The following is a 21,321-nucleotide window of genomic DNA, read 5'->3' on the forward strand; positions in this document are numbered from 1 at the left end:
CTGCAATGGAAATCTCTGAACAATGCGTGGTCGGTTTGACCTGGACGATGAAAGACACGCTCGGCGACGTGCTGGATGTGCTCGACGAGCCGGTCGAATTCATGGTGGGCGGCGACGATCTTTTCGACGTCATCGAGGCGGCCTTGCAGGGCCATGAGCCTGGCGCCCGTGTGCAATTGCAGGTCGAACCCGAACAGGGCTTCGGCGACTTCAACGACCAGATGCTCTTCCTCGAGCCGCGCTCGTTGTTTCCCGAGGGCACGGAAGAAGGCATGACCTTCGACGGCTCCGCCCTGCCGAAGGGCGTGAGCGACAGCATCCCTCGGGACGCGCTCTACACGGTCGCCGAAATCTACCCCGACCACCTGGTGCTCGACGGCAACCATCCGCTGGCCGGGATCGCGATCCGCCTGGACATCACTGTGCGCTCGGTGCGCGAGGCGACGGAGGAAGAAGTCGGCCGCGGCACGGCCGGTACGGCCTTCTTCAAGGTGCCGCCGATGGCACCGGGCAACCAGATGCTGCACTGAGGACTGCAGACGTAAAAAAACCGGGCACTGCCCGGTTTTTTTACGTCTGCATAGACCGCTTACATGCGCGAAATCTGGCCGTTGTCGATGCGCACGCGGTCGCCGATGCGCAGGTCGCCCGGGCTTTGCACGTCGAACGCCCGATAACCGCCGTGGTCGGTCTGCACCGACACCCGATAGCTCTCGTAGGCACGCGGCCCGTTCTGCTGCGCCTCGATGGTGTTGCCCAGCAAGGCACCGCCCACGATGCCCAGCGCGGTCGCCGCGGCCCGGCCGTTGCCGCGCCCGAACTGGTTGCCGACCACGCCGCCGATGACGCCACCGGCGACAGCACCGCCGCCGGAAGTACCGGTGCCGGCAGTCTCGCTGCGCAGCACCTCGATGTTGGCCACATGGCCGTATTCGACGTGGGAAGCTTCGCGGTACTGGATGGCTTGCGGCGGCGCCTGGTAGGGATAGCGGGAGGTCTGGTAGACCGGCATGGGGGCGACACAGGCCGTGAGCGTGGCCAGGGCCAGCACGGAAGCGGTGACGGATACGAAGCGCATTGATATCTTCATGTTGGGAGGCTCCTCGAATAGAACTGCGCGAGAAAGTGCGCTGCCTGTGAATAACGCCGCAGCTTTCGCTGCGATGACGCAAGACACATGCTGAAACTTTCGAGCGCGGCGCCGCTGCGGCGGTTCCGCTCTTTACCCCTCGCTTACCTGGCAGTTACTCAGGCTGGCTTCAGCTTTTGGTGCTCGCTCAGTGCTTGCCCGTGGAGCCGTAGCCGCCCTCGCCGCGCTGCGACGCCTCGAATTCCGTGACCACCCGGAACTGCGCCTGCACCACCGGCACGATCACCAGTTGCGCGAGCCGCTCCATCGGCTGCAGCACGAAGGGCGTGTCGCTGCGGTTCCAGGCGCTGATCTTGAGTTCGCCCTGGTAGTCGCTGTCGATCAGCCCGACGAGGTTGCCCAGCACGATGCCGTGCTTGTGGCCCAGCCCCGAGCGCGGCAGGATCAGCGCCGCGAACGCCGGGTCGGCCAAGTGGATCGCGATGCCGGTGCCCACCAGTTGCCAGCCGTTGGGCTCCAGCGTGATCGGCGCATCGAGGCAGGCCCGCAGATCGAGGCCGGCGCTTCCGGGAGTGGCATATGCGGGCAATTGATCCACCATGCGTGGATCGAGGATACGAACGTCGACTTTCACTTACTTGCCTTGCTTTTGTTGCTGCTGTTCTCTTTGCTTGCGGGTGGCCTCTTCGAGCACCTGCTGCCACTTGGCCACGCCCGGCGTGAGCTTCAAACCCTTGAAAAAACTCTTGCCGAACCAGGCCGCCACGGCGAACCCTGCGACCAGCACGAAGAACGGCACGCCGATCGACCACAGCACCAGGAACACCAGCGCTCCCACCGCGCCCAGCACCTTGAGCAGCACCGGGTCGAACGCGCCCGGCTCCCGTTTCGGCACCGCGCCGTTCGGCAGGTCGGCGCGCTGCATCGCGGCCGAAACTGGGCCCTGCTGGCCGGGCGACTGGTTCATGCCGACATCCAGCCCGGGCTCCCCCGGCTGCGCCGGCCGTTTCGGCAGTGCCGCCCGCGCCGAAAGCTGCTCGACGTAGCGGGCGAAGTCGCCATTGGGCGGCGTGTTCGATTCGGTGTTCATCAGGCTCTCCAGTCGGGAAGTCGTGCGGCAATCTCCGTCATCAGTTCACGCGCCAGCGTGAGCTTGGGTGCGCGGGGCAGTTCGCGCACGCCCTTGGCGTCCACGAGCAGCAGTGCGTTGTCGTCCTGCCCGAAGGTCAGCGGTCCGATATTGCCCACCAGGAGCGGAATTCCCTTGCGCTCGCGCTTGGCCTTGGCGTGTTCGACGAGGTTCTCGCTCTCGGCCGCGAAGCCGACGCAGAACAGCTTCTTGGCCTGGGCCCGCTCGCTCTTGGCGACCGTGAGCAGGATGTCGGCGTTCTCGACGAAGTTGAGCACCGGCGTCTTGCCACTGCCGTCCTTCTTGATCTTCTGGTCGCTGTGCGTGGCCGGGCGCCAGTCGGCGACGGCGGCGGTAGCTACAAAAATGCTAGCGCTCTGCGCTGCGCGGGTGGTGGCTTCGAGCATGTCCTCTGCCGAAAGCACATCGACGCGGGTCACGCCGCGCGGCGTCGGCAGGTGCACGGGGCCAGCCACCAGCGTGACTTCGGCACCGGCCTCGCGGGCGGCGCGGGCAATGGCAAAACCCATCTTGCCGGACGAGTGATTGGTGATGCCGCGAATCGGGTCCAGCGCCTCGAAGGTCGGGCCCGCGGTGACCAGCACCTTCTGCCCTGCCAGCAGCTTGGGCTGAAAGAAAGCCGTGATGTCCTCGAGCAGTTGAGCCGGCTCGAGCATGCGCCCGTCGCCCGTTTCGCCGCAGGCCTGCCAGCCGCTGCCCACGCCCAGCACGGTCGCGCCGTCGGCCGACACCTGCATCAGGTTGCGCTGGGTGGCCGGGTGGGCCCACATCTCGCGATTCATGGCGGGGGCGATCAGGAGCGGAATGCGGTCCGTCGGGCGGGCCAGGCACATCAGGCTCAGCAGGTCGTCGGAGCGGCCCTGCACGAGGCGGGCGATGAAGTCGGCGCTGCATGGCGCCAGCACGATCGCATCGGCCTCTCGGCTCAGGTTGATGTGCGGCATGTTGTTCGGCTCGCGGGTGTCCCACTGCGAGGTGTAGACCGTGCGGCCGGAAAGCGCCTGCATCGTCACCGGCGTGATGAACTGCTCGGCGGCCTCGGTCATCACGACCTGGACGGTGGCGCCGGCCTTCACGAACAGCCGGCAAAGCTCGGCCGACTTGTAGCAGGCGATGCCGCCCGTGAGTCCCAGGACGATGTGTTTTCCAGCGAGATCTTGCATGGGCCGTATTGTGTATTGTTGCTCATAGGCCATCGAACAAATGGCAACAAGCCCCCAGCGGAAGGTGTCGCAAAGGGCACACCTATAATCGCAATTTCCCACTGCCCGGATTCACGCATCCGGAACTGGCATGACCAAATTTGTCTTCGTCACCGGTGGTGTCGTATCTTCCCTTGGCAAGGGAATCGCCTCCGCCTCTCTCGCTGCGATCCTCGAATCGCGCGGCCTCCAAGTCACCCTCATCAAGCTTGATCCGTACATCAATGTCGACCCCGGCACGATGTCGCCCTTCCAGCATGGCGAGGTGTTCGTCACCGATGACGGCGCCGAGACCGACCTCGACCTCGGCCACTACGAGCGCTTCATCAACACGCGGATGCGCAAGGCCAACAACTTCACGACCGGCCAGATCTACAAGACCGTGCTCGAGAAGGAGCGCCGCGGCGACTACCTCGGCAAGACGGTGCAGGTGATCCCGCACATCACCAACGAAATCCAGGAATACATCAAGCGCGGCGCCGGCATCGGCACCTCGCACGAGGTCGACGTGGCCATCGTCGAGATCGGCGGCACGGTCGGCGACATCGAGTCGCTGCCCTTCCTGGAAGCCGTGCGCCAGATGAGCCTGCGCAACGGCCCGAACAACTCCGCTTTCGTGCACCTGTCGTACGTGCCCTGGATCGCCGCCGCCGGTGAGCTCAAGACCAAGCCGACGCAGCACACGGCCAAGGAACTGCGCGCCATCGGCATCCAGGCCGACGTGCTGCTGTGCCGCGCCGACCGCCCGATTCCGGACGACGAACGCGCCAAGATCTCGCTGTTCTCCAACGTGCCCGAATGGGGCGTCATCTCCATGTGGGACGTGGACACCATCTACAAGGTGCCCCGCATGCTGCACGAGCAGGGCCTGGACGGCCTCATCTGCGACAAGCTGCGCATCAACACTCCGCCCGCCAAGCTGCAGCGCTGGGACGACCTGGTCTACGAGGTCGAGCATCCGCAGCAGGAAGTCTCGATCGCCATGGTCGGCAAGTACGTCGACCTGTCCGACAGCTACAAGTCGCTCAACGAGGCGCTGCGCCACGCCGGCATGAAGAACCATGCGCGCGTGAAGATCGACTACATCGACTCGGAAACCATCTCCGCGCAAGACGTGTCTCGCCTCGCGAAATACGACGCCATCCTCGTGCCCGGCGGCTTCGGCCAGCGCGGCGTGGAAGGCAAGATTTCCGCGGCCCGATTCGCCCGCGAAGGCAAGGTGCCGTACCTGGGCATCTGCCTGGGCATGCAGGTGGCCACCATCGAATACGCACGCCACGTGGCGGGCCTGAAGAACGCCAACAGCACCGAGTTCGACCCCGAGACGCCCACCCCCGTGATCGCGCTGATCACCGAATGGAAGGACGCCGACGGTACCGTGAAGACGCGCGATGCGAAGTCCGACCTCGGCGGCACCATGCGCCTAGGCGCGCAGAGCTCCGACGTTTCGCCCGGCACGCTGGCCCACAGCATCTACGGCGACGTGGTCACCGAGCGCCATCGCCACCGCTACGAAGCCAACGTCAACTACCTGGACGAGCTGCGCGCCGCCGGCCTCGTGATCTCCGCGCTCACGCAGCGCGAGCACCTGACCGAAATCGTCGAGCTGCCGCAGGACGTGCACCCGTGGTTCATGGGCGTGCAGTTCCACCCCGAGTTCAAGTCGACGCCGTGGGGCGGCCATCCGCTTTTCAACGCGTTCATCAAGGCAGCGCTCGATCACAAGGCCCAGGGCGCGGGCGGCTCGAAGAGCCTGAAGGCTGTTGCATGAGCCGTTGGGCCGCTTCGAAGGCGAACACCGCAGTGCGCAGCGTGGAGGCGTCCGAATGAGGCTCTGCGGGTTCGACGTCGGGCTGGACCAGCCCTTCTTCCTGATCGCCGGCCCCTGCGTGATCGAATCCGAGCAGCTGCAGATGGACACCGCCGGGACGCTGAAGGAAATCACCTCGGCGCTGGGCATTCCGTTCATCTTCAAGAGCAGCTTCGACAAGGCCAACCGCTCCTCGGGCACGAGCTTTCGCGGCCCGGGCCGCGACAAGGGCCTTGAAATCCTCGCCAAGGTGAAGCGCGAACTCGGCCTGCCGGTACTGACCGACGTGCACACCACCGAAGACATCGCCGAGGCCGCCAAGGTGGTCGACGTGCTACAGACGCCCGCGTTTCTCTGCCGCCAGACCGACTTCATCCACGCTGCGGCGCAGTCGGGCAAGCCGGTCAACATCAAGAAGGGCCAGTTCCTCGCGCCGCACGACATGAAGAACGTGATCGACAAGGCGCGTGCGGCCGCCAAGGAAGCGGGCCTGGACGAAGACAGCTTCATGGCCTGCGAACGCGGTGCGAGCTTCGGCTACAACAACCTCGTCTCGGACATGCGCTCGCTCGCGATCATGCGGGAGACGAAGGCGCCCGTGGTGTTCGACGCCACCCACTCGGTGCAGCTTCCCGGCGGCCAGGGCACGACCTCGGGCGGCCAGCGCGAGATGGTGCCCGTGCTCTCGCGCGCGGCCGTGGCCGTGGGCGTGGCCGGCCTCTTCATGGAGACGCACCCCGATCCCGCCAAGGCATTGAGCGACGGCCCCAACGCCGTGCCGCTCAAGCACATGAAGGCCCTGCTCGAGACGCTCGTCGCGCTCGACCGGGTCACCAAGAAAAACGCTTTCCTCGAGGACATCTTTCAGCAATGACCAGCGCCTACATCATCGCCAACGTCGAAGTCACCAACCCGGTGCAGTACGAGGACTACAAGAAGTGGTCCACCGAAGCCATGAAGGCGCACGGTGCCGAGGTGTGCGCGCGCGGCGGCAAGGTCGAAGTGCTCGAAGGCGACTGGGCGCCGCAGCGCATCGTGATCCTGAAGTTCCCGAGCGTCGAAGCCGCAAAGAAATTCAATGAATCGCCCGAATACGGCAAGGCGCGCACAGCGCGTCAGGGCGCCGCGATCATGCGCATGATCGTTGTCGAAGGTGTGTGATCCGTTTTATTTGAGAAAGACAAAAGATGAGTGCAATCGTTGACATCGTCGGCCGCGAAATTCTCGACAGCCGAGGCAACCCCACCGTCGAGTGCGACGTGCTGCTGGAGTCGGGCACCATGGGCCGCGCGGCCGTGCCCTCGGGCGCATCGACCGGCTCGCGCGAAGCCATCGAGCTGCGCGACGGCGACAAGAGCCGCTATCTCGGCAAGGGCGTGCTGAAGGCCGTCGAGAACATCAACACCGAGATCTCCGAAGCCGTGCTCGGCCTCGATGCCAGCGAACAGGCTTTTCTCGATCGCACGATGATCGACCTGGACGGCACCGACAACAAGGCGCGCCTGGGCGCCAACGCCACCCTCGCCGTCTCGATGGCCGTGGCCCGCGCCGCGGCCGAAGAATCGGGCCTGCCGCTGTACCGTTATTTCGGCGGCATGGGTGGCATGCAGCTGCCAGTGCCGATGATGAACGTCATCAACGGCGGCGCGCACGCCAACAACAGCCTCGACCTGCAGGAATTCATGATCATCCCCGTGGGCGCCAAGAGCTTCCGCGAGGCCGTGCGCTATGGCGCCGAAGTGTTCCATGCCCTGAAGAAGATCCTGGGCGACCGCGGCATCAGCACGGCGGTCGGCGACGAGGGCGGCTTCGCCCCCAGCGTCGAGAGCCACGAAGCGGCCATCCAGCTCATCCTCGAAGCCATCGACAAGGCCGGCTACACCGCGGGCGAGCAGATCGCTCTCGGCCTCGATTGCGCCGCCAGCGAGTTCTACAAGGACGGCAAGTACGTGCTGTCGGGCGAGAACCTCTCGCTCTCGGCCGAAAGCTGGACCGACATGCTCGCCAACTGGGTCGACAAGTACCCGATCATCAGCATCGAAGACGGCATGCACGAAGGCGACTGGGACGGCTGGAAGCACCTGACCGAGCGTCTGGGCAAGCGCGTGCAGCTGGTGGGCGACGACCTGTTCGTCACCAACACCAAGATCCTGCAAGAAGGCATCGACAAGGGCATCGCCAACTCGATCCTGATCAAGATCAACCAGATCGGCACGCTCACCGAGACCTTCGCCGCCATCGAGATGGCCAAGCGCGCGGGCTACACGGCCGTCATTTCGCACCGCTCGGGCGAAACCGAGGACAGCACCATCGCCGACATCGCCGTTGGCACCAACGCCGGCCAGATCAAGACCGGCTCGCTCTCGCGTTCGGACCGCATCGCCAAGTACAACCAGCTGCTGCGCATCGAAGAAGACCTCGGCGACATCGCCAGCTACCCCGGCCGCGGCGCGTTCTACAACCTCAAGTGATGCCAGCCACCCGGCTCGCCAGGCCACGCACTTCGCCGCTCCATCCGGAACGGCAGCGCGGCGGCCTCGGCGTGCGGGTGGCGTAGACAGACATTCACTCATGCGCGCGCGCTTCGTTCCTCCCATCGTCCTGCTGCTCCTGCTGGTCGTTCTCCAGTGGCAGCTGTGGAACGGGCGCGGCAGCGTGCGCGACGTCGCGCAACTGCAGACCAAGCTGACCGACCAGAAGGAAGCGAACGCCAAGGCCACGATCACCAACGAGCGGCTGGCCTCGGAGGTCAACGACCTGAAGGACGGGCTCGAGATGGTCGAAGAACGTGCGCGAGCGGAACTCGGCATGGTCAAGCCGAACGAAGTGTTCGTGCAAATCGCGCATTGACCCTTCAACACCCCGCCTGCTGATGCCCGAGTTCCTCTCGGCCCCCGCCTTCGCGCTCTGGGGCTCCCCCGTCAGCTGGCTCGAACTCGTGGCCGCCGTCCTCGCGCTCGCGATGGTCGGCTGCAACATGCGCGAGATCCACTGGGGCTGGCCGCTGGCCATTTTCAGTTCGCTGCTCTATGTCGTGGTCTTCGCCAAGGCGCGCATCTACGGCGATGCGTCGCTGCAGGTGTTCTTCGCCTTCGTCGCGCTGTGGGGCTGGTTCCAATGGCTGAGCGGCCATCGCAGCGACGGCAGTGCGCTGCATGTCAGCCGGCTCTCGTCGCGCGGCATCACGCTGACCCTTGCCGCCTGCGCCATCGCATGGCCCGCGGTCGCCCTTTTTCTTCGCCGCTTCACCGACACCGATGTGCCATGGTGGGACGGTTTCGCCACGGGCCTCAGCCTCGTCGGCCAGTTCCTGCTCGGGCGCAAGTTCATCGAGAACTGGCTCATCTGGCTGGCGGTGAACGTCGTGAGCGTGGGCCTGTTCATCCACAAGGGCCTGTGGCTCACCGTCGGCCTGTACGCCGTGTTCGCGGTGCTCAGCGTGGCCGGTTACCTGGCATGGCGGCGGCGCCTGCCGGCGCTGGAACGCGCATGACGCCGATGCTGCCGACCGGTTGCGTCATCGCGGTGCTGGGGGCCGAGAGCACCGGCAAGACCGAACTGGCGCGCGCCATCGCGCAGCGCCTGCAGGAGCGCGGCATTCCGGTGACGCTCGTGGGCGAGTACCTGCGCGAATGGTGCGATTGCGAAGGCCGCACGCCGCGCCCGGACGAGCAGCAGGCCATTGCCGACGAACAGACGCGCCGCATCGACGCCGCCGCCGCAACCGGCGTGGCGATCGCCGACACCACCGCGCTCATGACCGCGGTCTACAGCGAGCAGCTCTTCGACGACCGCTCGCTCTACGCTGGTGCCCTCGCAGCCCAGCGGCGCTACGCCATCACGCTGCTGACCGCGCTCGACATTCCCTGGGTCGCCGACCACCTGCGCGACGGCCCCCATGCCCGCCAGCCGACCGACACGCTCGTGCGCGCAGCGCTGACGGGCGCGAAGCTCTCGTTCACCGTCGTGCACGGCACCGGCGGCGAACGCCTGGCCAACGCGTGGAACGCCATCAACTCGATCGCCAGCGGCGAAGACCGCGAAACCCGTGCGCGTGCGCGCGGCAAGGCCGACGCAAAGCCCGCCGCGTGGACATGGCCTTGCGAGAAGTGTTCCGACCCGGAATGCGAACATCGGCTTTTCACAGACCTGATCGGGCGGCGCGAATAAGCACGCCGCCGTTCTTCTTCAACGGAGACCTGATGCCCCTGCACCCCGCCCCGCGCACCGCCTCCCTCCTGCCCCTCTTGCCCCTTTTCATCGCCGCGCTGCTGTCGGCCGGCCCGGCCCTCGCGGCGCCCGTCGCCGCCACCATCGAGAACGGCACCACGACCACGGCCTGCGCCGAGGAAGACAACGTCTCCATGGTGCTGCGCGGCGAGGGCATCCGCCACATGCGCATCGAGGCGCTGCAGCCCGACTACCTCGACAAGATCGGCAACGACGTCACCGCGCCTGATTTTTCGGGCTGCAATTTCGATGGTGGCGCGCATCCCACCGACCCCGCGCACCGCTTCAAGAAGCGCACCGTGGTGCTGCTGGACAACGCCGAGTGGCGCATCGTCGGCATGACGCTGCCCACCTTCTGGCGGCCGCAGCGCGTGCCGGTGCAGGTAGGCAAACGCAGCGACCGCGGCTTTCATCTGCTGCAGGTGTTCAAGAAGGAGAACGGCAAGGCGCTCGAGGCGATCGTGCTGTACCCGTCCGACGGCTACTGGCGCCTGAAGCCGCTGCCCGAGGCGCGCTTCGGCGATGGTGTGTACGGCTCGTCGTTCCTGCTGGGGCCGGTCGAGCAGGCCGGGCGGCCGGTGGTGAACATCGCGTCGATCCGCGTGGTGCCCAAGCCGCTGGCGATCCACCTGCGCTTCACGAACGGCGGCAGTGCCGTGGCGCGCGTGGACGAAATCAGCCGCAAGCGCACGGCGCTGGATGTGACGCTGTCGAAGCCCACCGCGAGTGCGCAACCCTTCGCGGTGTTGCGCTCGATGTACGTCACGCCCGACAACGCCGATATGAGCGAAGTGCGCTGGCAGGAGTCGCCGGGCGCCGCGCCGCAAGCCAAGCCTTTGCCCGAAGTGAAGTCGCTCAGCGCCACGCAGGTGCGCTTCGGCCGCAGCCTGCCTTCGAAGCACAACACGAGCGCGCCGGACATCGAGTTCAGCGGCTTCGACAACAACGGCGAAGCCCGCTAGGGCAGAAGGCAGAGCCAGCCGCCGCGCTGCGCCTTACTGAACGATCGAACTGCCCGGAATCTGATCCGTAGGCGGCCTGAAAATCTGCGCCGCATCGACCGCATCGAAGCGGTACTGCTTGCCGCAGAAGTCGCAGCCGACCTCGATGTCGCCGCGCTCGGCGAGGATCTCCTCGGCTTCTTCCACGCCGAGCCCGCGGATCATCTGCGCCACGCGCTCGCGGCCGCAGGTGCATGCGAAGTGCGGACCCTGCGGGCCGGCCTGCGGCTCGAAGCGCAGCAGCTTTTCTTCCCAGAACAGGCGGCGAAGAATGGTCTCGATGTCGAGCGTGAGCAGCTCGTCGCGCGTGAGGCTGGAGGCGAGGATCGAGATGCGGTTGTAGTCCTCGTTCAAGCCGATCTGGTCTTCGTTGGCCTGATCGCGGTCTTTGTCGGACGTGCCTTCGAGGTTGCCCTCGCCCTTCACGGGCAGGCGCTGGATCAAGAGGCCGGCCGCGACCTTGTCGTCGGCTGCGAGCACCAGCGTGGTGTCCAGCTGTTCGCTCTGCAGCATGTAGTGCTGCAGCACGTCGCTGAGTTTGCCGAGCTTCTCGCCTTCGTCGTCGAAAAGCGGCACGACGCCCTGGTAGGGGGTGGCGCCCGGGAGCTTGTCCTTGGGATCGAGCGTGATCGCACAGCGGCCCTTGTTGCTCACGTTGACCATGTCGGGCAGGCGCGCATCGGCCGGCAGGTCGCCGATCACCTTGGCGGTGGCGCGCAGGCTCAGGTCGGGCTTGGCCTCGGCCACGGCGACCTTGACGGGGCCGTCGCCGAAGATCTGCAGGATCAGCGCGCCGTTGAACTTGATGTTGGACTGCATCAGCGTGGCCGCAGCGGTCATCTCGCCGAGCAGCTCGGCCACGGGCGGCGGGTAGGCACCGGTGGCGGTGTTGGAGGCGCGCCGCGCAAGGATCTCCTGCCACGCATCTGTCAGGCGCACGATCATGCCGCGCACCGGCAGGCCATCGAACAGGAATTTGTGCAGCTCGCTCAAAACGGATTCTTTCTATTGGGCCTGCGCGGGGTCAGGCAATTTTCTTCAAGCCCTTCGCATAGCGAACGGCGTTTTCGACGTAATGGTCGGAACCATGGCGCAGGCGGGCGGCGTCTTCGTCGCTGATCGTGCGCATCACCTTGGCGGGCGAGCCGAAGATGAGGGAGTTGTCAGGAAACTCCTTGCCCTCGGTGACCACGCTGCCGGCGCCAACGATCGAATTGCGGCCGATCTTCGCGTTATTCAAGACCACCGCCTGGATGCCGATGAGCGAGTTGTCGCCGATGGTGCAGCCGTGCAGCATGACCTGGTGGCCGATGGTGACGTTCTCGCCCACGGTGAGCGGACTGCCGGGGTCGGAATGCAGCATCGACATGTCCTGCACGTTGCTGTTGCGGCCGATGGTCATGGTCTCGTTGTCGCCGCGCAGCACGGCGCCGAACCAGATGCTGGCGTTCTCGCCCAGCTTCACGTTGCCGATCACTTCGGCGCTGTCGGCGACCCAGGCGCCTGTGCCAAGTTGTGGCGCAACGCCGTCGAGTTCGTAGAGGGCCATCGTGGGGTCTCCGGGGGCAAAAACTAGAATTGTAGGGATGCACCCCCGATTGAGCGCGCTGGCCGCGCTGCGACTCTCCGATCCTGAACAAAAGGTGGCTGCAACACGCGCCACCGCAGCGCTGGCCGCTACCGATTCCATAGCAACCGACCCAATCCGCACCGAAGGCGACGACCTGGGCGTGCCGGGCCGCCCCGAGAAGCCCGTGCGCGTGTCCGCCACCGCGGTGCAGAAGCGCTCGCCCTTCACGCCCGAAGGCCGTGCCTCGCTGATCCATTCGATCTGCCACATCGAGTTCAACGCGATCAACCTCGCGCTCGATGCGGTCTGGCGCTACGACGGCATGCCCGAGGCCTACTACCGCGACTGGCTGCGCGTAGCCGACGAGGAGGCGCTGCACTTCACGCTGCTGCACACGCACCTGCGGGACATGGGCTGGCGCTACGGCGACTTCCCCGGCCACGACGGCCTGTGGAACATGTGCGAGAAGACCAAGGACGACGTGCTCGCCCGCATGGCGCTGGTGCCGCGCACGCTGGAGGCGCGCGGGCTCGACGCCACGCCGCTGATCCAGGCGAAGCTCCGGCGCGTCAACACGCCCGATGCGCTGCGCGCGGTGGAGATCCTGGACATCATCCTGCGCGACGAGGTGGGCCATGTCGCCATCGGCAATCACTGGTATCGCTGGCTCTGCGATCGCACGGGGCTCGATGCCGAAGCCAACTACCCGGCGCTCGTGGCGCGCTACGATGCGCCGCGCATCAGGCCCCCATTCAATCTCGAAGCCCGCAAGCGCGCGGGCTTCACCGCCGAAGAACTGCGCATGCTGGCAGCCGGCTCCGACACATCGACATGACCACCACTGCCTCCGTGATTTCCGACCAGACCTGGTCCCGCGCCGACCTCGTCGCCTGCCTGCAAGGCCGCGACGCACCCCTGCACTTCGAACGCTGCAACTTCGACGAAGCGGACCTGTCCCGGCTCGACCTGCGCGGCGCGCAATTCACGCTGTGCAACTTCGCCGAGACATCGTTCGACCGCGCACTGCTGTCGGAAACCCGCTGGGCCGGATGCCGGGCACGCCAGGCCGACTTCGGTCTCGCAGATCTCACGAACGCGCGCTTCCAGGACTGCGACCTCAACAACACGCAGTGGACCCGCGCCAAGCTGGCTTCCGCGCTCTTCAGCGGCGTGAAGCTCACGGGTGCGCACTTCGCCGAAGTCTCCGCGCTGGGCATCGTCTTCAAGGATTCGCTGCTGGTCGATGCGCACCTGCGCAGCCTGTCGTTCCGCAAGCAAACGCTCGCGCAACTGGACTTCTCCGAAGCCGACCTCTCGGGCTGCGATTTCCGCGAGGCCGTGTTCGAAGGCGGGAGCCTGCGCAACGCGCACCTGAAGCTCGCGCGCTTCGAAGGTGCGGACTTGCGCGATGCCGACCTGGGCGGCCTGCGCCTGGCCAACGCCGCGCAGTTCAAGGGCGCGACCATTTCGCACCGGCAGGCCGCGTCGCTGGTCGAGGAGCTCGGCCTGCGCGTGGTCTGAGTCCGGCAGGTCAGGCCGCTGTGGGCCTGCTGTGCACCACCAGCTTCGGCGTGAAGTACTGAACCACCTCGCCGCGCTGATTGCGCGTCTGGCAGCGCATCGTCACCATCGCGCGGCCGGGCTTGGAGCGCGAGGGCGTGATGTCGACCACCTCGCTCACCACATGCAGCACGTCGCCGGGCCGCGTCGGCTTGGGCCACTGCAGCTCGCCACCCGAGCCGATGATGCCGTCGGCCAGCGGCACGCCGCTCTCCACCAGCAGCTTCATCGTGAGCGCCGCCGTGTGCCAGCCGCTCGCCGCGAGGCCGCCGAAGAAGGTGTGCTTCGCGGCCTCTTCGTCGGTGTGAAAGGGCTGCGGATCGAACTGCAGCGCGAAGGCCTTGATCTGCGCCACGTCGAGCGTGTGTTCGCCGCTCTGGAAACGGTCGCCGACCGACAGGTCTTCGAGGTACAGCGCGCGCTTCGCGCCGGTGTCAGTGGATGCGGTCATAGGGTCTCCTTGTCGTGGGTTCGCGCATGAGCGCATTTTCGAACTTTCCTTCGGTCAGACGCGCTCCAGGATGGTCGCGATGCCCTGCCCGCCGCCGATGCACTGCGTGGCCAGCGCATAACGGCCCTTCTCGCGCACCAGCAGTGACGCCGCCTTGCCCGTGATGCGCGCGCCGGTCGCGCCCAGCGGATGGCCGATCGAGAGACCGCCGCCGTCGAGGTTGATCTTCGCGGGGTCGAGGCCGAGATCGCGGATGCACGCGAGCGCCTGCGACGAGAAGGCTTCGTTGATCTCGATCACGTCGAGGTCCGCCGCGGTCAGGCCCGCACGAGCCAGTGCCTTGCGGGTCGCGGGGATCGGACCGATGCCCATGACGGCCGGGTCCACACCCACGGTTGCGAACGACTTGATGCGCGCGAGCATCTGCAGGCCATGCTTCGCGGCGAAGGCATCGCTGGTCACGAGCACGACGGCCGCGCCGTCGGTGAGTGGCGACGAGGTGCCGGCCGTCACCACGCCATCGGGGCGGAACGCGGGCTTGAGGTTGGCCAGCGCTTCGGCCGAGGTGCTCGGGCGGATGCAGCCGTCCGCATCCACCACGTCGCCCGAAGCCAGGCGCACGGGCACGATCTCGCCTGCAAGCCGGCCTTCCGCGCGCGCGGCGGCCGCTTTGCGGTGCGAATCGACCGCGAACGCTTCCTGGTCGGCGCGGCTCACGTTCCAGCGCTGCGCGACGTTCTCCGCCGTCTCGCCCATCGAGATGTACGCGTCGGTATTGGCCAGCAGTTCGGGGCTGGGCGAGAAGTTGAAGCCACCCTGCGGCACCATCGTCATCGACTCGACGCCCACGCAGAGGAACCCCTCGCCCATGCCCGCCTCGATCTGCGCCGCGGCGATGTGCACGGCCTGCATCGACGAGCCGCAGAAGCGGTTCACCGTCATGCCGCCCACCTCGTGCGGCAACCCGGCCAGGAGGCCGACGATGCGCGCGACGTTGTTGCCCTGCGAGGCTTCGGGGTACGCGCAGCCCAGGATGATGTCTTCGAGCAGCGCGGGGTCGAGGTCGGTGCGCTGCAGCAGGCCCTTCACCACGCCGGCGGCCAGGGTGTCGGGGCGCACCTCGGCGAGGGCGCCCTTCTTCGCAAAGTGGAACGGCGAGCGGGCGTAGGCGGAAATGACGGCTTTCATGAAAATGCTCCTTGAGAAAATCTACCATCCAATCGGTAGGCTGATGGGTCAAAAAATAGGCACGTCGATGCGTGCCTTGCGATGCCGCCCGGCCGTCAGCCGGGCAATGAACTCCTGAGTTGCGCGATGGCTTCGTCGAAGTCTTCGACACGCCCCGTCATGCGCGATGCGAGCAGCGCGCCCTGGCACACCGAGAACACATAACTGGCCTGCGCAGCGACCGAGGGAGCGCCCTTCTTCCGCGCCCCTGCCGGCGCCAGCGCGCCCAGCACGCCGGTGAGCCACAGCACCTGCGTGTGGCGCAGCTCCTGCACCGCCTGGCGCAGCTCTTCGTTGATGCAATCCCACCCTGGCGCCAGCGAGCCGGCGGGACACATGCCCGAGCCGGCCTTCAGCGTGTTGCGGTACATGCGGAAATACGAGTCGAGCGCGTCCTGGGGTTCGCGCTCGCGGGCCGCATCCCAGTCCTTGAAGTACTGCGTGGCCTGCCGGATCACCGCGATGCCCAGCGCTTCCTTGGTCGGGAAATGGTGGTACAGGCTCGCCTTGCGAATGCCGACCGCATTGGCCACATCCTGGAAGCTGAAGCCCAGGTAAGAGCGGGTTTCGATCAGGCCGCGCGCCACGCCGAGGATCTGGTCCCGGGTGCTGCCGGCGGCAAGCGCGGCGGGGGTGGCGGTGGCGTCGTTCATCTACCTACTATAAGGTAGGGAAATTCCAGACACAAGCCTCAGGGTCATTCCTCAATCCGCCTTGATGTTCGCGGCCTTCACGATGCGCCCGTTGCTCTCGAACTCCGAGGCGATCTCCTTGGCGAAGGCCGCGGCCGTGCCGCCGGTCGGCACGTTGTCGGTGGCCGTGAGCTTGGCGCGCAACTCGGGGCTCGCCAGCGCCTTGTTGATCTCGGCGTTGTATTTCGCGACAAGTGCGGGCGGCGTGGCTGCCGGCGCGAACACGCCGAACAGCGAGTTGATGTTCGCCGCGTTGTAGCCCAGCTCGCCCAGCGTGGGCACCTGCGGCAGGCTGTCGAGACGCGCGGGCGCGCCCACCGCCAAGGGGCGCAGCTTGCCCGACTGGATGTGCGAGGTGAGCGTCGGGCTCGCGTTGGTCGAGAGGATCTCGAACTGCCCGCCCAGCGCATCGTTGAGCTGCTGGCCGCCGCCCTTGTAAGGCACATGCGTGATGTCCACACCGGTCGCCGCCCTCACCTGCTCCAGCACGATGTGCCCGAGCGACGCCGGCCCCGACGTGGCCCAGCGCACGGCGCCGGGCTGCGCCTTGGCATCGGCAACGAGTGCGCGGAAATCCTTCGCCTTGCTGGCCGGCGTGGCGATCAGCAGCACCGGTGAATACATCACGCTCGCGACCGGCGCGATGTCCTTCAGCGGATCGAAAGGCAGCTTGCCCAGGTGCGGGCTCAGCACCAGCGGGCTGATGGCCGAGAAGCCCAGGGTCGCGCCATCGGGCGCGGCCTTGGCGACCGCGTCCATGCCGATGGCGCCGCTCGCGCCGGCGCGGTTGTCGACGACCACTGTGGTGCCCATCTGCGCGGCGAGCCTGTCGCCGAGCGCGCGTGCGACCACGTCGCTCACGCCGCCTGCGGGGTACGCCACGATGAGGCGGATTGTCTTGGGGATGGATGGGGCCTGTGCCTGCGCGCCGGCAGCGCAGAGCGCGGCCGCAGCGAGAAGAAGCCACGACGGCTTGAACTTGAAATGCATGTCTGTCATGAGGAGGGGAAATCAGTCGAGTTGCAGCTTGCGCTCGCGGATGAGCTTGGACCACTTCTCATTGTCCGACTTGACGAAGGCCGCGAACTCGGCCGGGCCGAGCGAATGCACCTCGGCACCCGCCGTCGCGAACTTGGCCTTGATCTCGGGCTGCGCGAGCGCACGGGCCAGCTCGTTCGAGAGCCTGTCAACCACGTCCTTCGGCATGTTTGCCGGCCCCACCAGCCCCTGGAACCCAACCGACTCCATGCCCGCCAGGCCAAGTTCCTTCACCGTCGGCACATCGGGCAGTTGCGGATCGCGCACCGGCCCGGTCACTGCCAGCGCCTTGAGCTTGCCGCCCTTCACCTGCGGCAGCAGCACGCTGCCCGCGTCGATGAGGATCTGCGTCTGCCCGCCGAGCAAATCCTGCACCGCGGGCGCGCTGCCCTTGTAGGGCACATGGGTCATGTCCAGGCCCGTCACCTGGTTCATCAGCTCGCCGTTCAGGTGCGTCGAGGTGCCATTGCCGCCCGAGGCGAAATTGACCTTGCCCGGCTGCCCCTTGGCCCAGGCGACGAACTCCTTGAGGTTCTTCGCCGGATGGTCGGGCCGCGTCACCGCGATGTAGCTGCCCTGGCTGATCTGGCCGATGTAGGTGAACTGCTTGATAGGGTCGTACGGCGGCTTGCTCTGCAGGTACGGCGCGATGGCAAAGGGACCCGTGTTGGCCAGCAGCAGCGTGTAGCCGTCGGCCGGCTGGCGCGTGAGTTCGGTTGCGGCGATCATGCCGCTCGCGCCGGGCTTGTAGTCGACCACCAACTGCTGCTTGAGCGCCTCCTGCAGCGGCACCTGCACCGTGCGCGCCGCGAAGTCGATGCCGCCGCCGGGCGGATAGCCGACGATCAGCCGAATGGGCTTGGCAGTGGGAAAGCCTTGCGCCGCGGCGAGCCCGGCGGCGGCAGCCAGCGCAACGCCGGCGCAAAGTCTGCTGAATTTCATGGGTATGTCTCCTCGAATGAATCAGCGATTTTGTAACAGCCGCGCCAAGGTCATCGCGTTGCCGACCGCTGCGCCGCCCGCCGTGTTGTCGAGGATGCACCAGCACGCGGCGCCCTCCTCGCGCGCGCTGCAGACGCGATGCGAGCCGCTCCAGCAGCGCATCGTCGTAGGCCGACCAGTAACGGCGCGGCGACCCGTGCAACCGCAGGTAGACAAGCCCCGGCCATCCGCCGGGCGCCGCCGCTTCGTCGAACAGCACCGGATCGGCCAGCACGCGACCGACCTCGAAGCGCGACAGCAGCGACTCGGCCACCGGCACGAACCAGCTGCGATGCCTCGGCTCCAGTGCCACGGGACCGGTGTGCCTCTGCCGCACATCGGCGAGAAACCGGCGAACCACGGCAGCATCGAAAGCGAGGCTCGGCGGCAGTTGCACGACCAGGCACCCGAGCCTGTCGCCCAGCCCCACGACCTGCGACAGAAATTCATCGAAGGCCGGCATCGCGCCGGCCAGCCGCTGCTCGTGCGTGACGGTCTTCGGCAGCTTGACCGCGAAGCGAAATCCGCTGGGTGTGCTCGCGGCCCAGCGCTCGTAGGTCTCGCGCTTGTGAGGCCGATAGAACGAGGTATCGATCTCCACCGCATCGAAGCGCTGCGCATAGCGCTCGAGGTGCGTGCCCTCGGCGGGAAACGCCGGCCACAGGTCACGGGGCAGGCTCCAACCCGCGCACCCGATGCGCGGCATTCCGGGAATGATCTGCGTCATCCCCGCATCGTAAGCAGGTCGCCCGTTCAGCCCCAGGGCATCGTGAAGGTCTTGCCGTTGGTGAACGACTTGATCGCCTCCTGCACCCCTTCCTTGTAGCCCAGCCCCGAGTCCTTGATGCCGCCGAAGGGCGTGAGCTCGATGCGGTAGCCCGGCACCTCCCACACGTTCACCGTACCCACCTTCAGCTCGTTGGCAAAGCGGGTCGCGTAGTCCATGCGGTCGGTGCAGATGCCCGACGACAGGCCGTAGGCCGTGCCGTTCGAGATCGCGATCGCCTCGTCGATGCTGCCGAATCGGATGATCGGCGAGACGGGGCCGAAGGTCTCCTCGCGCACCACCGTCATCTCGGGGCGCACGTTGTCCAGCACGGTCGGCGAATAGAGCGCGCCCTCGCGCCGGCTGCCCACGAGCAGCCGCGCACCCAATGCCACCGCCTCGTCCACCAGCAATTCGAAGCGGCGGGCCGCGGCCTCGTCGATCACCGTGCCCATGTCGTTGTTCGCATCCGCGGGGTCGCCGTATTTCCAGCGCTTCGTCTTCTCGACCACGCGCTCGGTGAATTCGCTCGCCACATCCTTGTGCACCAGCATGCGCTTCACCGCCGTGCAGCGCTGGCCCGAGTTCTTGTACGAGCCCTGCACCGCGAGGTCGGAGGCGCGGTCGAGGTCCGCGTCTTCCATCACGATCAGCGGATCGTTGCCGCCCAGTTCCAGCACGATGCGCCGATAGCCGGCCTTCGCCGCGATGTACTTGCCGATGGCCACGCCGCCCGTGAAGGTGACCAGGTCCACCTGCGCGTTCGTGATGAGCTCGTCGGCGATCTCGCGCGGGTCGCCCGTCACCACCTGGAACATCTCGGGCGGCAGCCCCGCTTCGTAGAGGATGTCGGCCAGGTAGAAGGCCGACAGCGGTACCTTCTCCGAAGGCTTGAGCACCATGCGGTTGTTGGTCGCGATGCTCGGCACCACTTTGTGCGCCACCTGGTTCATCGGATGGTTGAACGGCGTGATCGCGGTGATTACGCCCAGCAGCGGCTCGCGCAACGTGATGACCTTGCGCTTCTTGCCGTGCGCGGTGAGGTCGCAAGAGAACACCTGCCCGTCGTCGCGCAGCGCCTCGGTCGCGCCGAAGGTCAGCACGTCGGCGACGCGGCCGATCTCGTAGAGCGCATCCTTCTTGCACAAGCCCGATTCCATCGTGATGATCGCGGCCCCTTCGTCGGCCCGTGCGCGCAGCAATGCGCAGGCCCGCTGCAGGATGCTCGCGCGCTCGTAGCGCGACAGCGTCGAGCGATACGCATGGCCGATGCGGAAGGCCTCGCGCACATCGTCCACCGAAGCGAGCGGCACGGTGCCCACGCGCTCGTTGGTGTAGGGGTTGAACACATCGAGCGTGCGCTCGCGCCGCACGCGCTCGCCGCCGATGCGCAGGGACTCGGCACGAAAGCCGGCGCTGTCACGGTGCGGTGTCGAAGTCGTCGTCATGCCTGGTTCTCCGCAAGGTCATTGCCGATGAAGTTCTTGCCGCGCGCACCGCCCTGGGCGTGCAGCAGCATCTCGCGGGCTTCGTCGTCGCCCACGCCGTAATCGGCGAAGCGCGTCTTCACGCCCAGCGATTCGATGAAGGCCGCCAGTTGCTGCGGCGCCTCCGCGAGCGGCATGCCAAGGGCTTCACGCAGCACCGCATCGCGGTCGGCACGCCGGCCGATCGCACGCTCCAGCACCATCGGCAGCAGGAACGAACAGGCGATGCCGTGCGGCAGGCCGTAGCGCAGCGTCATCTCGTAGGAGATGGAATGCGCGAGCGCCGTCTTGGTGTTGGAAAACGCCATGCCGGCCTTGAGCGCCGCGAGTGCCATGCGGCCTCGCAGTTCAACGTTGTCGAGCTGACCCATCAACTGCGGCAGCACCTCGAGCGTGTCACGCACGGCGGAGACGGCGAACGTGTCGGACAGCGGATTCGCATTCACGTTCCAGATCGCCTCCAATGCATGCGACAGCGCATCGAGCCCGCTCTGCAGCGTGACGGCCGCGGGCAGCGACAGCATCAGCTCCGGGTCGACCACTGCATAGCGCGGCCAGGTCTCGGGCAGGTGCAGCGAATACTTCTTCTGCCGCTCGCGGTCCCACACCGTGGCCCAGGGCGTGACCTCGCTGCCGGTGCCGGCGGTGGTGGGCACGGCGATCAGCATCTTGCTGCGCGTGGGCACGAAGGGCCGCTCGCCGGCAAGGCCCGCCACCAGATCGGAAAAACTCGCCGCATCGTTTGCGACCATGAGCGCCTTCGCGGTGTCGATGGCGCTGCCGCCTCCGACCGCGATGAGCACCTCCACATCCGCATGCTCGCGCCAGAACCACTCGTAGAGACTCGCCAGTTCAGCAACGTCGGGGTTGGGCCGCGTCTGATCGATGGTGCAGGCCAATGCGCCCTGCAGCACAGACTCCAGCCGGCCCAGCAGGCCGATGGCGCGGGCCTCTGGAAAGGTCACCAGTGCGGCGCGGCGGCCATCGAGCAGTTTCGGCAGGGACGACAGGGCCCCTGCCCCGTACACGCTCTGTACGGGGTTGTGGTAGTTGGCGCTCATGGGTT

24 protein-coding genes and 1 pseudogene are annotated in these 21,321 nt (G+C 66.7%); 11 read left to right on the forward strand and 14 right to left on the reverse strand.

What is annotated here, in order from left to right:
* The first annotated feature begins 5 nt into the window (after positions 1-5).
* Positions 6-530, forward strand: a complete 525-nt coding sequence (locus QFZ83_RS17840) for a peptidylprolyl isomerase (protein ID WP_306877453.1) — start codon at positions 6-8, stop codon at positions 528-530.
* 59 nt (positions 531-589) lie between these two features.
* Here QFZ83_RS17840 and QFZ83_RS17845 read toward each other — a convergent pair whose 3' ends face one another.
* The 4 genes from QFZ83_RS17845 to coaBC form a co-directional block, all read right to left on the reverse strand.
* Positions 590-1,090, reverse strand: coding sequence for a glycine zipper 2TM domain-containing protein (locus tag QFZ83_RS17845; protein ID WP_306877455.1), 501 nt, complete (start codon positions 1,088-1,090; stop codon positions 590-592).
* Between the two features lie 187 nt (positions 1,091-1,277).
* Positions 1,278-1,724: a dUTP diphosphatase gene (gene dut, locus QFZ83_RS17850; RefSeq protein ID WP_306877456.1), complete on the reverse strand. Its 447-nt coding sequence runs from the start codon at positions 1,722-1,724 to the stop codon at positions 1,278-1,280.
* On the reverse strand, positions 1,725-2,180 hold the full coding sequence (locus QFZ83_RS17855; protein ID WP_307508620.1) for a hypothetical protein: 456 nt from the start codon (positions 2,178-2,180) through the stop codon (positions 1,725-1,727).
* The gene (gene coaBC / locus QFZ83_RS17860; protein ID WP_307508623.1) at positions 2,180-3,403 is read right to left on the reverse strand and encodes a bifunctional phosphopantothenoylcysteine decarboxylase/phosphopantothenate--cysteine ligase CoaBC; all 1,224 of its coding nucleotides are present in this window, start codon (positions 3,401-3,403) and stop codon (positions 2,180-2,182) included. The genes QFZ83_RS17855 and coaBC overlap by 1 nt, the downstream gene beginning before the upstream one ends.
* Positions 3,404-3,533: 130 nt before the next feature.
* On the opposite strand from coaBC, the gene QFZ83_RS17865 reads away from it, so the two are divergent.
* The 8 genes from QFZ83_RS17865 to QFZ83_RS17900 all read left to right on the forward strand — a co-directional run bounded on the left by QFZ83_RS17865 (position 3,534) and on the right by QFZ83_RS17900 (position 10,444).
* Complete coding sequence (locus QFZ83_RS17865; RefSeq protein ID WP_013540611.1) at positions 3,534-5,213, forward strand: CTP synthase; 1,680 nt, start codon at positions 3,534-3,536, stop codon at positions 5,211-5,213.
* A gap of 55 nt (positions 5,214-5,268) precedes the next feature.
* Positions 5,269-6,126, forward strand: a complete 858-nt coding sequence (gene kdsA / locus QFZ83_RS17870) for a 3-deoxy-8-phosphooctulonate synthase (RefSeq protein WP_307508626.1) — start codon at positions 5,269-5,271, stop codon at positions 6,124-6,126.
* The gene (locus QFZ83_RS17875) at positions 6,123-6,413 is read left to right on the forward strand and encodes a DUF1330 domain-containing protein (protein ID WP_013540609.1); all 291 of its coding nucleotides are present in this window, start codon (positions 6,123-6,125) and stop codon (positions 6,411-6,413) included. The genes kdsA and QFZ83_RS17875 overlap by 4 nt, the downstream gene beginning before the upstream one ends.
* Positions 6,414-6,439: 26 nt before the next feature.
* Positions 6,440-7,723 (forward strand): phosphopyruvate hydratase, encoded by a 1,284-nt coding sequence (gene eno / locus QFZ83_RS17880; protein ID WP_013540608.1) that lies wholly within the window; start codon positions 6,440-6,442, stop codon positions 7,721-7,723.
* A gap of 100 nt (positions 7,724-7,823) precedes the next feature.
* Positions 7,824-8,102, forward strand: a complete 279-nt coding sequence (gene ftsB, locus QFZ83_RS17885) for a cell division protein FtsB (RefSeq protein ID WP_306877462.1) — start codon at positions 7,824-7,826, stop codon at positions 8,100-8,102.
* A gap of 22 nt (positions 8,103-8,124) precedes the next feature.
* Positions 8,125-8,745, forward strand: a complete 621-nt coding sequence (gene pnuC, locus QFZ83_RS17890) for a nicotinamide riboside transporter PnuC (RefSeq protein ID WP_306877463.1) — start codon at positions 8,125-8,127, stop codon at positions 8,743-8,745.
* Positions 8,742-9,422, forward strand: a complete 681-nt coding sequence (locus QFZ83_RS17895; RefSeq protein WP_307508628.1) for an ATP-binding protein — start codon at positions 8,742-8,744, stop codon at positions 9,420-9,422. Before pnuC ends, QFZ83_RS17895 begins: the two co-directional genes overlap by 4 nt.
* 32 nt (positions 9,423-9,454) lie before the next feature.
* Positions 9,455-10,444, forward strand: a complete 990-nt coding sequence (locus QFZ83_RS17900; RefSeq protein WP_306877465.1) for a hypothetical protein — start codon at positions 9,455-9,457, stop codon at positions 10,442-10,444.
* Positions 10,445-10,477: 33 nt separating this feature from the next.
* Here QFZ83_RS17900 and QFZ83_RS17905 read toward each other — a convergent pair whose 3' ends face one another.
* Together QFZ83_RS17905 and QFZ83_RS17910 are read right to left on the reverse strand one after the other, a co-directional pair.
* Entirely contained in the window at positions 10,478-11,476 is a 999-nt protein-coding gene (locus QFZ83_RS17905; protein WP_013540596.1) for an Hsp33 family molecular chaperone HslO, read from the reverse strand.
* 31 nt (positions 11,477-11,507) lie between these two features.
* Positions 11,508-12,032 carry a gamma carbonic anhydrase family protein gene (locus QFZ83_RS17910; RefSeq protein WP_013540595.1) on the reverse strand — a complete coding sequence of 175 codons (525 nt, stop codon included), beginning with the start codon at positions 12,030-12,032 and terminating at the stop codon, positions 11,508-11,510.
* Positions 12,033-12,069: 37 nt separating this feature from the next.
* Here QFZ83_RS17910 and QFZ83_RS17915 point away from each other — a divergent pair, with 37 nt between their 5' ends.
* Positions 12,070-12,888 (forward strand): ferritin-like domain-containing protein, encoded by an 819-nt coding sequence (locus QFZ83_RS17915; RefSeq protein WP_306877466.1) that lies wholly within the window; start codon positions 12,070-12,072, stop codon positions 12,886-12,888.
* Positions 12,885-13,574, forward strand: coding sequence for a pentapeptide repeat-containing protein (locus tag QFZ83_RS17920; RefSeq protein WP_307508630.1), 690 nt, complete (start codon positions 12,885-12,887; stop codon positions 13,572-13,574). The genes QFZ83_RS17915 and QFZ83_RS17920 overlap by 4 nt, the downstream gene beginning before the upstream one ends.
* Before the next feature lie 10 nt (positions 13,575-13,584).
* On the opposite strand, the gene QFZ83_RS17925 is transcribed toward QFZ83_RS17920, so the two are convergent.
* The 8 genes and pseudogenes from QFZ83_RS17925 to psrA form a co-directional block, all read right to left on the reverse strand.
* Positions 13,585-14,064 carry a MaoC family dehydratase gene (locus QFZ83_RS17925; RefSeq protein WP_306877468.1) on the reverse strand — a complete coding sequence of 160 codons (480 nt, stop codon included), beginning with the start codon at positions 14,062-14,064 and terminating at the stop codon, positions 13,585-13,587.
* 54 nt (positions 14,065-14,118) lie between these two features.
* Complete coding sequence (locus QFZ83_RS17930; protein WP_307508632.1) at positions 14,119-15,252, reverse strand: thiolase family protein; 1,134 nt, start codon at positions 15,250-15,252, stop codon at positions 14,119-14,121.
* A 95-nt stretch (positions 15,253-15,347) separates the two neighbouring features.
* A complete protein-coding gene (locus QFZ83_RS17935) occupies positions 15,348-15,944 on the reverse strand; it encodes a TetR/AcrR family transcriptional regulator (RefSeq protein WP_307508634.1) in 597 nt (198 codons plus the stop codon).
* Positions 15,945-15,995: 51 nt separating this feature from the next.
* Positions 15,996-16,982, reverse strand: a complete 987-nt coding sequence (locus QFZ83_RS17940) for a tripartite tricarboxylate transporter substrate binding protein (protein WP_307508636.1) — start codon at positions 16,980-16,982, stop codon at positions 15,996-15,998.
* A 12-nt stretch (positions 16,983-16,994) separates the two neighbouring features.
* The gene (locus tag QFZ83_RS17945) at positions 16,995-17,963 is read right to left on the reverse strand and encodes a tripartite tricarboxylate transporter substrate binding protein (RefSeq protein WP_307508638.1); all 969 of its coding nucleotides are present in this window, start codon (positions 17,961-17,963) and stop codon (positions 16,995-16,997) included.
* Between the two features lie 142 nt (positions 17,964-18,105).
* A pseudogene (locus tag QFZ83_RS17950) lies at positions 18,106-18,729 on the reverse strand (DUF72 domain-containing protein); the annotation flags it as partial.
* Positions 18,730-18,755: 26 nt separating this feature from the next.
* Entirely contained in the window at positions 18,756-20,216 is a 1,461-nt protein-coding gene (phnY, locus tag QFZ83_RS17955) for a phosphonoacetaldehyde dehydrogenase (RefSeq protein WP_307508642.1), read from the reverse strand.
* Positions 20,213-21,316 carry an iron-containing alcohol dehydrogenase PsrA gene (gene psrA, locus QFZ83_RS17960; protein WP_307508646.1) on the reverse strand — a complete coding sequence of 368 codons (1,104 nt, stop codon included), beginning with the start codon at positions 21,314-21,316 and terminating at the stop codon, positions 20,213-20,215. The genes phnY and psrA overlap by 4 nt, the downstream gene beginning before the upstream one ends.
* Between the last annotated feature and the right edge of the window lie 5 nt (positions 21,317-21,321).

This window comes from Variovorax sp. W1I1 (assembly GCF_030815625.1).
GTDB classification, from domain to species: domain Bacteria; phylum Pseudomonadota; class Gammaproteobacteria; order Burkholderiales; family Burkholderiaceae_C; genus Variovorax; species Variovorax paradoxus_C.